Annotated in this window: 10 protein-coding genes; 8 read left to right on the top strand and 2 right to left on the bottom strand. The window is 65.1% G+C overall.

Going from position 1 to position 11832, the window contains the following annotated elements; genetic code table 11:
• Positions 1 to 430: 430 nt before the first annotated feature.
• Both oah and had read right to left on the bottom strand, forming a co-directional pair.
• Positions 431 to 1552, bottom strand: a complete 1122-nt coding sequence (gene oah, locus PHS32_RS16645; RefSeq protein WP_301080176.1) for a 6-oxocyclohex-1-ene-1-carbonyl-CoA hydratase — start codon at positions 1550 to 1552, stop codon at positions 431 to 433.
• 158 nt (positions 1553 to 1710) lie between these two features.
• Positions 1711 to 2781: a 6-hydroxycyclohex-1-ene-1-carbonyl-CoA dehydrogenase gene (gene had, locus PHS32_RS16650; RefSeq protein WP_301080177.1), complete on the bottom strand. Its 1071-nt coding sequence runs from the start codon at positions 2779 to 2781 to the stop codon at positions 1711 to 1713.
• A 199-nt stretch (positions 2782 to 2980) separates the two neighbouring features.
• Here had and PHS32_RS16655 point away from each other — a divergent pair, with 199 nt between their 5' ends.
• The 8 genes from PHS32_RS16655 to PHS32_RS16690 all read left to right on the top strand — a co-directional run bounded on the left by PHS32_RS16655 (position 2981) and on the right by PHS32_RS16690 (position 11649).
• Positions 2981 to 4726, top strand: a complete 1746-nt coding sequence (locus PHS32_RS16655; protein ID WP_301080178.1) for a 2-oxoacid:acceptor oxidoreductase subunit alpha — start codon at positions 2981 to 2983, stop codon at positions 4724 to 4726.
• Positions 4723 to 5583 (top strand): 2-oxoacid:ferredoxin oxidoreductase subunit beta, encoded by an 861-nt coding sequence (locus tag PHS32_RS16660; protein WP_301080179.1) that lies wholly within the window; start codon positions 4723 to 4725, stop codon positions 5581 to 5583. Before PHS32_RS16655 ends, PHS32_RS16660 begins: the two co-directional genes overlap by 4 nt.
• Positions 5580 to 6119 (top strand): ferritin family protein, encoded by a 540-nt coding sequence (locus PHS32_RS16665; RefSeq protein WP_301080180.1) that lies wholly within the window; start codon positions 5580 to 5582, stop codon positions 6117 to 6119. Before PHS32_RS16660 ends, PHS32_RS16665 begins: the two co-directional genes overlap by 4 nt.
• 125 nt (positions 6120 to 6244) lie before the next feature.
• On the top strand, positions 6245 to 6646 hold the full coding sequence (locus PHS32_RS16670; RefSeq protein WP_301080181.1) for a RidA family protein: 402 nt from the start codon (positions 6245 to 6247) through the stop codon (positions 6644 to 6646).
• 269 nt (positions 6647 to 6915) lie between these two features.
• Positions 6916 to 8061: an ABC transporter substrate-binding protein gene (locus PHS32_RS16675; protein ID WP_301080182.1), complete on the top strand. Its 1146-nt coding sequence runs from the start codon at positions 6916 to 6918 to the stop codon at positions 8059 to 8061.
• Positions 8061 to 9089: a branched-chain amino acid ABC transporter permease gene (locus PHS32_RS16680; RefSeq protein ID WP_301080183.1), complete on the top strand. Its 1029-nt coding sequence runs from the start codon at positions 8061 to 8063 to the stop codon at positions 9087 to 9089. The genes PHS32_RS16675 and PHS32_RS16680 overlap by 1 nt, the downstream gene beginning before the upstream one ends.
• Positions 9086 to 10906, top strand: coding sequence for a branched-chain amino acid ABC transporter ATP-binding protein/permease (locus PHS32_RS16685; RefSeq protein ID WP_301080184.1), 1821 nt, complete (start codon positions 9086 to 9088; stop codon positions 10904 to 10906). The genes PHS32_RS16680 and PHS32_RS16685 overlap by 4 nt, the downstream gene beginning before the upstream one ends.
• Entirely contained in the window at positions 10903 to 11649 is a 747-nt protein-coding gene (locus tag PHS32_RS16690; RefSeq protein WP_301080185.1) for an ABC transporter ATP-binding protein, read from the top strand. Before PHS32_RS16685 ends, PHS32_RS16690 begins: the two co-directional genes overlap by 4 nt.
• The last annotated feature ends 183 nt before the right edge of the window (positions 11650 to 11832 follow it).

Genomic DNA, 11832 nt, shown 5'->3' on the forward strand with positions numbered 1-11832 from the left:
TCAAACAACGCCCGCCCTGATCCGCCCGCTGCTGCGCTGCTCAGCTCTGCCAGGACGGCGAAGTCCAGACAGCCAGAATGCAAACATCCAATCCCACAAGTACGCGCCATGGCGCGCCCTTGTGGGCTTCGGTTTCCGATTCGGTATTGGCGATTGGATGCCCGCGCCGTTATGAGGAGGCGAGTAGCGCAGGTGAAGCCGGATAAGGGCTGGCGTTGTTTGAGCGAAGCGAGTTTAGCCAGACCCCGGCTGCGCCGAGCAACGCAGCGTGCCCGCAGGGCCGACGAATCCGGCTCGCCTTTCTTTTGGGTACTTTTCTTTGGCGAAGCAAAGAAAAGTACCTCGCCCGCCGGGGCGAGACCCGGCCGCCCGCGCGAGCCTGCGCAAGACCCGATAGACAGCGCGCCGTCGGGCGCACATCCCGACACAATCACCCCCCTTTGCGCTTGTTACGCGGCTGAATCGAATCGTGCAGCGGCCCGACCCAGCTTTCGCCCGCGGCCAATTTCTGGCGCAGCAGGACGAAGTCGGCTTCGCGGTCTTCCTTGGTGCCTTCGTTGAAGGCGGTGAAACCGGCGCGGCCTTCGGTCATCATGTTCAGGGCCAGCCAGGCGCGCGAGTTTTCCTTGTTCTTGTCCCAGGCTTCGAGCTTGGGTTTGCGCAGTTCTTCCAGTGTCTTGGTGGTGCAGTCCGGGAAGGTCAGCAGAATCTTGGCGCACAGTTCTTCCACCTTGGCGTCCAACAGCGAGAGGTCCACCGTGCCGCGCGCCAGCAAGGCCTTGCCCGCCTTGAGCGCCTCGCCGGTCTTGGGCTCGCCAAAGGAGAATCGTCCCTGCTCGTCCACCATCTGCTGCGTGTGCACCAGCGGGTTGGCGACAAATTTGCCGTCCACCTTGAGCGCCGGCACCACATCGGTCAGGATGCCCATCCAGCTCGCCTTGTGGGCCGAGAAAGGTTCGCACAGCACGCAGGCCGCCATGGCGCGCTCGGCGCCCACCATCACCGGCAGGAAATCGGTGGCGCCGCCGATCGGCGACGAGCCGTGCTTGGGCCCGGCCTGGCCGAAGCGCGCCAGGTCTTGCGCGACCGAGAAGTCGCAGGCCATGCCGATCTCCTGGCCGCCGCCGATGCGCATGCCGTTGACGCGGCAGATCACCGGTTTGTCGCACATCAGGATGGCGCTCACCATGTCGTTGAACAAGCGCATGTACTGCCGGTATTCCTGCGGGTGGCCGGCGTAATACTCGGCATATTCCTTGGTGTTGCCGCCGGTGCAGAAAGCCTTGTCGCCGGCACCGGTGAAGACCACGCAGACCACGTCGCGCGCATTGGCGGCGGCGCGCATGGCCAGAATCACGCCCTTCACCATGTCGGTGGTGTAGGAGTTGTACTGGCTCTGGTTGTCCAGCGTGATCCAGGCGTTGAACAGGCCTGGCACGACGCTGCCGTCGGGCAGGTGCGCCGGGCGTTTCTCGAACTTGACGCCGGGCTTGGCGATGTCATCGACCAGATCGTGGATCTTGAAGTCGCGCGTGGCGGGGGAGGCGGTCATGGTAGGGCTCCTGGGTTTGTCATTACGGGGAAGACGGTTTGTCATTGCGGGCTTGACCCGCAATCCAGTGCTTCAGACTGCATGGATGCCGGATGTTGAAACCCCGGACCTGATCCGGGGCCGGCATGACAAGGGTATTTCAGCAATTGCATGTTCCCTTAGGCGGCCGGAGTCAGCACCACGCGCTTTTTGATCTCGCGATGGTGCACGGCGGGAAAGACTGCATTGATGCTGTCCAGCGGGCGCTCTTCGACAAAAGGTGCCAAGGCCACCTTGCCGTCCAGCACCAGGTCCAGCGCGGCCGGGTAGTACTCGGGCGGGCAACCCCAGTTGCCCAGGGCTCGGGCATCGAACGCCATCAGGTTGGACAAGCGCACCTCGACCTTGTCCATGGTGAAGCCGACCACCGACAAGGTGGCGCCGTGCACCAGCAGACCATAGGCCGAGAGCTGGCCGGCCGCCGTGCCGGAGCACTCGAAGATCTGCCACTCGGTGCTGCGCAAGCCCTGTTGTTTGGCAAAGGCGTTGACCGCCGCCTTCATGGCCTTGCCGTCATGCGTGCGGGCATTGAGCGTGAGGCCGGCGCCGTGCTGCGCGATGGCCGCCAGTTTGTCGTCATCGACGTCGATCGCCACCACCTGGGCGCCGAAGGCACGCGCAATCTGCACGCAGTAGCCGCCGACGCCGCCGGCGCCGATCACGATCGCCAGGCTGCCGGGCGTGACACCGGCGCGGCGCACCGCCTGGTAAGGCGTGGTCAAGGCGTCGGCCACGATGGAGACTTGCGCCAGCGTCAGATGCGCGGCAGCCAGACGGGCCTCGTCGACCGGGCACAGGCCGCGCGCCGGCACCACGATGTGCGAGGCAAAGCCGCCCTGGATGTCGTTGCCGGGCATTTTCTGGGCGCGGCATATCGGTTGCAGGCCGCGCTTGCACAAGTCGCACTCGCCACAGGGCAGCACGGCCGGCACGATCACCGCCTTGCCGAGCCAGGCCTGGGCGGCGGCGCCGGCGGCCACCACACGGCCGCTGATCTCGTGCCCCAGGGTCAGGGGCGGCGCCGAGTTGGTGCGCACGCCGTCGTAGTAGTAGCCCAGGTCGGTGTGGCAGACGCCGCAGCCGGCAATCGCCACCACCACTTCGCCGGCCGCCGGCTCGGCGACAAAGGCGACTCGCTCGAACGGTGCGCCGGGTTTGTTCATCTGCCAACGGTAGGCATCAATGCTCATGTTTTGTCTCCTGCTCGGTTCTCGAAAGAGGGGCGTTTCAGCCTGCCATCAGGTTTGACTGCAACGCCGGTCGAATCTATTATCGTATATTAGTACCTAATTACCAACATTGTTTTAAAATTATTCGGCAAGAGCGCGCGATGTCGCTGATTTGGGTCAAACTCAAGGAAAAACACAGGAGAAAAACTTGCAGACACAAATGACAGTTCCGACCAGCGTTTCCATCGCGTTGGCGGGCAGCGGTGGCAGCGGCGTGATGACGGCCGGCACCGTCTTGCTGGCCGCCGCCGCCAAGGCCGGTGCCTATGGCTTGATGGTGCGCACCAGCGGGCCGCAGATTCGCGGCGGCGAGGCGGCGGCCCTGTTGCGCCTGGGCCCGCAGCCGATGGGTTCGCTGGACGACGGTTTCGACCTGTTGTTGGCGATCGACTGGCAGAACGTCAACCGTTTCGCCGACGAGATCGTGCTGGGGCCGCGCAGCGTGCTGATCGGCGACCCGGACGAAGGCGAGGCGCCCGAAGTGTTCAAGGCCACCGGTGCCCGCTACGCGCCCCTGAGCCTGAAGAAGATGGCCAAAGCGATACCGGGCAGCTGGGTCAACATGATTGCGTTGGGACTGTCCGGCACGCTGGCCGGGCTGCCGCTGCAGGTGTTGCAGGAGGCGGTGCGCGAATCCTGGAAAAAGCCCGCCACGCTGGAGGCCAACCTGTTGGCCGTGGCCGCCGGTGCCGAGGCCGCCGCCGGCATCGCCGCCACGCTGGCGCACAGCGGTGGACCGATGGCGCAACTGGAGCTTGGCGCCTTGCAGTCCAGGCCGCGCTGGATGATCAGCGGCAACGAGGCCACCGGCTTCGGTGCCCTGCGGGGCGGCGTGCGTTTTGTCGCGGCCTATCCGATTACCCCCGCCACCGAGGTGCTGGAGTGGCTGGCGCCCAAGCTGCCGGAGGTCGGCGGCACCCTGCTGCAGGCCGAGGACGAACTGGCTTCCATCAACATGATCATCGGTGCCTCCTATGGCGGCGTGCCCTCGCTGACCGCCACCGCAGGCCCGGGGCTGGCCCTGATGACCGAGGCCCTGGGCCTGGCGGTGGCCTCCGAGGTGCCTATCGTGGTGGTCGACGTAATGCGCGGCGGACCCTCCACCGGCATACCGGCCAAGAGCGAGCAAAGCGATTTATCTTTTGCAGTCGGTGGGCTGCCTGGCGACGCGCCGCGCCTGGTGGTGGCGCCCAGCTCAATCGGCGACTGTCTGGGCGCCGCGCAGTGGACCGTGCACCTGGCCGAAGCGCTGCAAGCGCCGGCCATTTTGCTGTCGGACCAGTTCATGGGCCAATCGCGCGCCGTCATCGACCGCCCGCTCGATAGCGGGTTTGCGGCGCGGCGGCTGACGGCCGAGGCCAACACGCCGGATTACAAGCGTTACCGCAATACCGAGTCCGGCGTCTCGCCGATGGCCATCCCCGGCACCGAAGGCGTGACTTACACCGCCGACGGGCTGGAGCATTCGGAAGCCGGCATTCCCAGCAGCCAATCGAAAGACCACGTGCTGCAACTCGACAAGCGCCAACGTAAGCTGGCGTTGCACGACTACGGCCCTTACTGGGCCGACATCGAGGGCGATGCCGACGCCGTGGTGATCACTTTCGGCTCGGCCTCGGGCCCGGTGCGCGAGGCGGTGGCGCGCGCCCGGGCGCTGGGTACCGACCTGCGCCTGATCGTGCTGCGCCTGCTGGCACCGACCCGGCCGGAGCAAATGGCGGCTGCATTGCAAGGCGTCAAGCGCAGCATCGTGGTGGAGCAGAACCACGGTGCCCAGCTGTACCGCTACCTGCGCGCCTGGTACGACTTTCCGGCGCCGCCGGCCAGCTACCACCGGAGCGGCCCGCTGCCCTTGCGGCCGGCCGAATTGTTGACGGCCTTGCTGGCGTGGAGGAATGCAAAATGAACCAGAACATCAATCAGGACACGGCGCCGGCAGCCACTGTGGTGGGCTTCACCGCCGCCGACTTCAAGTCCAGCTACAAACCGATCTGGTGCCCGGGCTGCGGCGACTTCACGGTGCTGAGTTCGGTCACCAAGGCGCTGGCCATCATGGGCGTGCCGCCCAAGGACTGTGCTGTGGTCTCCGGCATCGGCTGCTCGTCGCGCATTCCGGCCTACACCACCTGCTATGGCTTCCACGGCGTGCACGGCCGTTCACTGGCGGCCGCCACCGGCCTCAAGGTGGCGCGGCCCGATTTGCAGGTGCTGGTGGCGGGCGGCGACGGCGATGGTTATTCGATCGGCGGCAACCATTTTCTGCACGCTTGCCGGCGCAATGTCGACATGACTTACCTGGTGATGGACAACCATGTCTACGGCATGACCAAGGGCCAGCCGTCACCGACCACCGAGCCGGACTGGGATTCCAAACTGTCGCCCGGTGGCACCGGCGTGCGGGTCTTCAACCCGCTGGTGGTGGCGCTGGCCTCGGGCGCCAATTTTGTGGCACGCGCTTTTGCCGGCGACCTGCACGGCACCGCCGACATCATTGCCAAGGCGATGCAGCATCCGGGCTTCTCTTTTGTCGAGATTCTCTCCCCCTGCGTCACCTTCCGCCCCGAGCAGCGCGACTGGCGCAAACTGGTGCGCGCGGCCGAGTTGCAGGCCACCGACGATGCCGGACGCGCGGCACGCCGTCTGATGAGCGACGACGGTCTGAATATCGGCGTGCTGTACGCCGGCGACCGCACGCCTTACCCGGCTTCGGTGCGGCCGGCGCGGCGCAGCGTGGCCGAACTGGAAGCGGAGTTCGCACTGTGAAGCAGCCCGTCACACCCACCGCCGGGCAACTGCCCGCAACGCTGGCCGACTTCATGGCACAAGCGCTGCAAATGGAACTGGACGCAGAGCAGCGCTACGGCGAGTTCGCCGACATGATGGAAATCCACAACAACCTGGAAGTGGCCCAGTGGTTTCGCAAGATGGCCGCGATTGAAGGCAAGCACGCCCAACAGATCATGGCCCAGATGGGCTGGCGCCAGGCACCCCAACCGTTGACGAGAGCACCTGTCTTCGAAGGTTTCGAGGCGGCCGAAACGGCGGCCGTTGAAGAAGTCCATTACCTGATGCGGCCCTGGCACGTACTGCAACTGGCCTTGGCCAACGAAGAACGGGCCCAGCGTTTTTTTGCCCGCTTGGCGAGCCTGGCCACGGTCGACGCGGTGCGCCAGGCGGCGCTCGAATTGCAGCAGGAGGAGGCTCAGCACGTGCAACTGGTCAAGGCCTGGATGTTGAAGGTGCCGCAGCCGCAACCTGACTGGGATCAGGATCCCGACCCGCCGCGCTACGACGACTGATTCCATGTCGAGTTCGACGCGATATGTCGTTGCCCCACCTTGTCGTGCTGAAGCACTGCCTGCGGCGGTGCGCCTAATCTCGCGCCGAATCGACATGGAATGGACACCGAAGAACGGGAGTTCTCATGCAGACGCTGCTTCCTGAAGGCTGGGCGCCGCCCATCGGCTATTCCAACGGCATTGCGGTCGACGCCGGGCGCATTATTTTTGTCGCAGGTCAAGTCGGCTGGGATGCGCAGCAGCGTTTTCAATCGGAACAACTTGCGCCGCAGTTCGAGCAGGCACTGCTCAATGTGCTGGCGGTGCTGGCGCAGGCCGGCGCCCGGGCTGAGCACATCTGCCGCATGACGGTTTACTGCTGCGACAAACCGGCTTATCTGGCGGCCCGCCGCGAGCTGGGCGCCATCTGGCGCCGCCGCATGGGCCGCCATTACCCGGCCATGAGCATGATCTTTGTGTCCGACCTGCTGGACAGTCCCGGCAAGATCGAATTGGAGGCCACGGCGGTCGTGCCGGCACCCAAGTGAGTGGCATTTATTCCACGCTTTGCTGGTAAACCCCGGGGTGCGGCGCAGGCAGTCGTGTTTAAGATGTTGCATTGCGTAGCATATTTAGAAGAAATGATTGTTGATATGCAGTTGTCGTCGACGGTTGGGCTGGCCCGCGTGAGCGGGGCCTGGCTGTTGGGCAGGATTTTTTCGGCTGAACCGGGTGCCGTGCGGCTTGACCCGGTGACGCCGCCCGCAAACCGCCGCATACGATCTGCCCTCAAACCATTATTAACAGGAGAGAGACTATGATTTTCAAAAAAACCCTGCCCTTGATCGCCGCGCTGATGCTTGCCGGCGTCGCCCAGGCCGACATCAATGTCGGCGTCACGGTATCGGCCACCGGCCCCGCCGCGTCCCTGGGCATTCCGGAAAAGAACACGATCGCCCTGATGCCCACCAGCATCGCCGGCCAGAAGATCAATTACATCGTGCTTGATGACGCGTCCGACACCACGGCCGCTGTCACCAACGCGCGCAAACTGATCAACGAGCACAAGGTCGATGTGCTGCTGGGCTCCACCACCACGCCCAACTCGCTGGCCATGATAGACGTCGCCGCCGAGGCCAAGACGCCGATGATTTCGATGGCCGCCTCGGCCCGCATCGTGGAGCCGCAGGACGCCAAGAAACGCTGGATCTTCAAGACCCCGCAGAACGACATCATGATGTCGCTGGCGATCGCCGCCCACATGGCCGACAGTGGCGTCAAGAGCGTTGGCTTCATCGGCTTTTCCGATGCCTATGGCGAAGGCTGGTATCAGGAATTCACCAAGATTGCGGCCTTGAAGAACATCCAGATCGTCGCCAACGAACGCTACAACCGCACTGACACATCGGTCACCGGCCAGGTGCTGAAAATCATGGCCGCCAAGCCCGACGCGGTGCTGATTGCCGGCTCCGGCACGCCGGCCGTGCTGCCGCAGCGCGCGCTCAAGGAACGCGGCTACAGCGGCAAGTTCTACCAGACGCACGGCGTCGCCAACAACGACTTTTTGCGCGTCGGCGGCAAGGACGTGGAAGGCACCTTCCTGCCGTCCGGCCCGGTGCTGGTGGCGGCCCAACTGCCGGCCAACCATCCGCTCAAGAAGTCGTCGCAGGAGTACGTGACGAAATACGAAAAAGCCTACGGCGTCGGTTCCGTCTCGACCTTCGGTGGTCATGCCTGGGATGCCGGCAAGCTGATGGAAGCCGCCGTCGGCCCAGCGCTGAAAAAAGCCAAGCCCGGCACCGCCGAATTCCGCAGTGCGCTGCGTGACGCCCTGGAAGCGGCGAAAGAAGTAGCCGGTGCGCACGGTGTTTTCAATATGTCGGCGACGGACCATCTGGGCCTGGACCAACGCGCCCGCGTGATGGTCAAGATTGAGGGCGGTGCCTGGAAATTCCAGCCCTGATGGACGGCCAAATCGCCTTGCTGCTGGCCCAGGACGGCATCGTCAACGGGGCGGTCTACGCCTTGATGGCGCTGGCACTGGTGCTGGTGTTTTCGGTGACCCGGGTGATCTTCATCCCGCAAGGCGAGTTTGTTGCATTTGGCGCGCTGACCATGGCCGCGCTACAGGCCGGCCGCGCGCCCGGTACCCTGTGGCTGCTGCTGGCGCTGGCAGCGCTGACCCTGCTGGTGGAGGCGGTGCGGCAGCAGCGCGGCATCGCGGTGGACTGGCTGTCCAGCGCTTTCTGGGCCGTTTTGCTGCCCGGCCTGGCGGCCTTGCTGGTCCTGTTCCTGAAGCCCACTTCGCTGGCCGGACAAACCTGCACCACCTTGCTGCTGATCACCCCGCTGGGGCCTCTGGTGTACCGCCTGGCCTACCGGCCGCTGGCGCATGCCACGGTCCTGACCTTGTTGATCGTGTCGGTTGCCCTGCACGGCGTATTGGTCGGCTTGGGCTTGTATTTTTTCGGTGCCGAGGGTTCCCGGACCACGGCTTTTTCCGACCTGCGGCTGGACCTGGGCAGCATTCCGGTCAGCGGACAGTCGCTGGTGGTGATGGGGGTGGCCAGCCTGCTGGTGATTTCGCTGTTCCTGTTTTTTGAGCACACCATCATCGGCAAGGCCTTGCGTGCCACCGCCATGAACCGGGTCGGTGCCCGGTTGATGGGGATTCCGACCGAACTGTCGGGCGACCTCAGCTTTGCCTTGGCGGCGCTGGTGGGCGCGGTCTCGGGGCTGCTGGTGGCGCCCCTGACGACGGTCTACTACGACACCGGTTTTCTGATCGGCCTGAAAGGTTTTGTCGCCGCCATCATCGGCGGCCTGACCAGCTACCCGCTGGCGTTGGCCGGTGCGCTGCTGGTCGGCCTGCTGGAATCCTTTTCGTCTTTTTGGGCCAGCGCGTTCAAGGAGGTCATCGTCTTCACCCTGATCATTCCGGTGTTGTGGTGGCGCTCCCTCAACAGCCATCACGTCGAGGACGAAGAATGACGCAGCGTCGGCTTACCCTGGGGGCAGTATTTCTGTTGCTGGCGCTGTGGGGTTTTCTGCCCGAGTTCACGGTCACCATGCTGAACTACATCGGCCTCTACGCGCTGGTGGCGGTGGGCCTGGTGATGCTGACTGGCGTCGGCGGCATGACCTCTTTTGGCCAGGCCGCCTTTGTCGGCCTGGGGGCATACGCCACGGCCTGGTTTTGCACCGCGCCGGCTGCCGAGTCGCTGGTCGGACTGGCGCCCGGTTCCGCGGCCTTGCCCTGGGTCGGATTGCTGGTGGGACTGGTGCTGAGCGCCACTGTGGCCTGGTTGCTGGGCGCGGTGACGGTGCGCCTGTCCGGTCACTACCTGCCGCTGGGCACCATTGCCTGGGGTCTGAGTCTGTATTTCCTGTTTGGCAACCTCGAATTTCTGGGCGGCCACACCGGTCTGGCGGGGCTGCCGGCGCTGTCGCTGGCCGGCTTCGATCTGCGCTCGGTGCGCGAACTGGGCCTGCTGATCTGGGCCGTGCTGCTGCTGACCCTGTGGGCTTTGCACAACCTGCTGGACTCGCGCGAGGGACGCGCCATCCGCGCGCTGAAAACCGGCCGCGTGATGGCCGAGAGCATGGGCGTCGACACCGCCCGTTACCGCATCAAGGTCTTCGTGCTGGCCGCCTTGCTGGCCAGCCTGTCGGGCTGGATGTACGCCCACTTGCAGCGCTTCGTCAACCCCACCCCCTTCAACCTGAACATCGGCATCGAGTACCTGTTCATGGCGGTGGTGGGCGGTGCCGGCCATCTGTGGGGCGCCGTGCTGGGCGCCGCCCTGATCACCTTGATGAAACAGTACCTGCAGGACATTTTGCCCAGTCTGCTGGGCAGCAGCGGCAACTTCGAGGTGATCGTGTTCGGTCTCCTGATGCTGCTGGTGTTGCAGCGCTTCTCGGACGGCCTGTGGCCCAGTCTGGCGCGGCTGGTCAATCGCTACCTCAGAGCGCCTCCATTGGCCAGCGGCGATGGTGGACGCGGACTGACCCAACGCCAGCTCCCCGCCAAGGACAGCGTGGTGCTGGGCGCCAGCGGCGTCAGCAAGCGCTTTGGCGGCTTGCTGGCCAACAACCAGGTCGATCTGGATGTCAGGGCCGGTGAAATCCACGCCCTGATTGGGCCCAATGGGGCCGGCAAGAGCACCTTCTTCAACATGATCTCGGGCGTTGATGATCCCAGTTCCGGCGTCGTCAAGCTGCTCGGGCGCGACATGCTGGGCCAGTCGTCGCGCGCCTTCGCGGCCGGCGGCCTGGGCCGCACTTTTCAGCATGTGCGCCTGCTGGGGCCGCGCAGCGTACTGGACAACGTGGCCCTCGGTGCGCACTTGCGCGGCCACCATGGCTGGATCGCTTCCATGCTGCGTCTGGACCGTGCCGAGGAAGCGGCCCTGATGGCGGAGGCACGGCGCCAGATCGAGCGCTGCGATCTGGGTCCGCAAATGCACGAAACGGCGGCCTCGCTGGCGCTGGGGCAGCAGCGCATCGTGGAAATCGCCCGCGCCCTGACCGGACATCCCAGCGTGCTGCTGCTGGACGAGCCGGCCGCCGGTTTGCCGCACATGGAAAAGCAGGCACTGGGGCGGCTGCTGACGCAACTGCGCGACGAGGGCATGGCCATTCTGGTGGTGGAACACGATATGGAATTCGTCATGAACATTGCCGACCGCGTCACGGTGTTGGAGTTCGGCCAGGTCATTGCCCACGGCACACCGGCCCAGGTGCAGGTCGATCCCAAAGTCGTGGCGGCTTATCTGGGCGGTGTCGAGGTGGAGTTCAAGCCATGACGCGGCCGGCCCTGGAACTCAAACACTTGAGCGTTTGCTACGGTGTGGTGGAAGCCGTGCACCAGGTCGACCTGGTGGTCCAGCCGGGCGAGATCGTGACCGTCATCGGGCCCAACGGCGCCGGCAAATCGACGCTGCTGTCGGCCGCCATGGGGTTGCTGCCCAGCAGCGGCGAGATCTGGCTCGATGGCAGCCTGATCCGCCGCCCGACGGTCCATGCGCTGGTGGTCGGCGGTGCCGGCCTGGTGCCGGAGCGGCGCGAATTGTTTGGTGAAATGTCGGTCGAGGACAACTTGTTGCTGGGTGGTTTTTCGCGCTGGCGGCGCGGCCTGCGGGACCAGGGTGTGTGCCGCGACGAAGTGTTTGCCATCTTCCCGCGGCTGCACGAACGGCGCACCCAGCTGGCCTCCACGCTGTCCGGCGGCGAGCGGCAGATGCTGGCGGTGGGCCGCGCCCTGATGGCCAAGCCCAAGCTGCTGATGCTCGATGAGCCTTCGCTGGGCCTGGCGCCCAACATCGTGCGCGAGGTGTTGCAAGTGGTGGTCGGGCTGCGAGAGCGCGGCGTCTCGATCCTGCTGGTGGAACAAAACGCCCGCGCCGCCCTGGCGGTGGCGGACCGGGCCTACGTGCTGGAAATGGGCAAGGTGGCTCTCACCGGCAAGTCCAGCGAGCTGGCCAGCGACCCGCGCATCATCGAGACGTACCTGGGCATCGGTGGGCGCAAAGCTACCACCGCCATTTGACAGGACAGGTTGCAGGCTCTCGATACTGACGGCTCGCTTTCCCGAGCCGTTGGCGAACAGCCATTTGTCTCGGCACGGGAAACGTCTGACCGTCAGCGCGGTCGAGTGCACATTTTTTGAAGACTTGCCGAGAGCGGCGTCGCATCGCGTAAAAGCGAGGGTTCTCGCTCTGCTCCAAGGTGC

The organism is Rhodoferax sp. (assembly GCF_028714215.1).
Classification (GTDB): Bacteria; Pseudomonadota; Gammaproteobacteria; order Burkholderiales; family Burkholderiaceae_C; genus Rhodoferax.

What these genes read in the sequence shown, in the direction of transcription:
- PHS32_RS16655 (WP_301080178.1), top strand. Translation starts at nt 2,981, where the DNA reads ATGACAGTTCCGACCAGCGTTTCCATCGCGTTGGCGGGCAGCGGTGGC.
- had (WP_301080177.1), bottom strand. Translation starts at nt 2,781, where the DNA reads ATGAGCATTGATGCCTACCGTTGGCAGATGAACAAACCCGGCGCACCG.
- PHS32_RS16680 (WP_301080183.1), top strand. Translation starts at nt 8,061, where the DNA reads ATGGACGGCCAAATCGCCTTGCTGCTGGCCCAGGACGGCATCGTCAAC.
- PHS32_RS16670 (WP_301080181.1), top strand. Translation starts at nt 6,245, where the DNA reads ATGCAGACGCTGCTTCCTGAAGGCTGGGCGCCGCCCATCGGCTATTCC.
- PHS32_RS16660 (WP_301080179.1), top strand. Translation starts at nt 4,723, where the DNA reads ATGAACCAGAACATCAATCAGGACACGGCGCCGGCAGCCACTGTGGTG.
- PHS32_RS16675 (WP_301080182.1), top strand. Translation starts at nt 6,916, where the DNA reads ATGATTTTCAAAAAAACCCTGCCCTTGATCGCCGCGCTGATGCTTGCC.
- PHS32_RS16685 (WP_301080184.1), top strand. Translation starts at nt 9,086, where the DNA reads ATGACGCAGCGTCGGCTTACCCTGGGGGCAGTATTTCTGTTGCTGGCG.
- oah (WP_301080176.1), bottom strand. Translation starts at nt 1,552, where the DNA reads ATGACCGCCTCCCCCGCCACGCGCGACTTCAAGATCCACGATCTGGTC.
- PHS32_RS16690 (WP_301080185.1), top strand. Translation starts at nt 10,903, where the DNA reads ATGACGCGGCCGGCCCTGGAACTCAAACACTTGAGCGTTTGCTACGGT.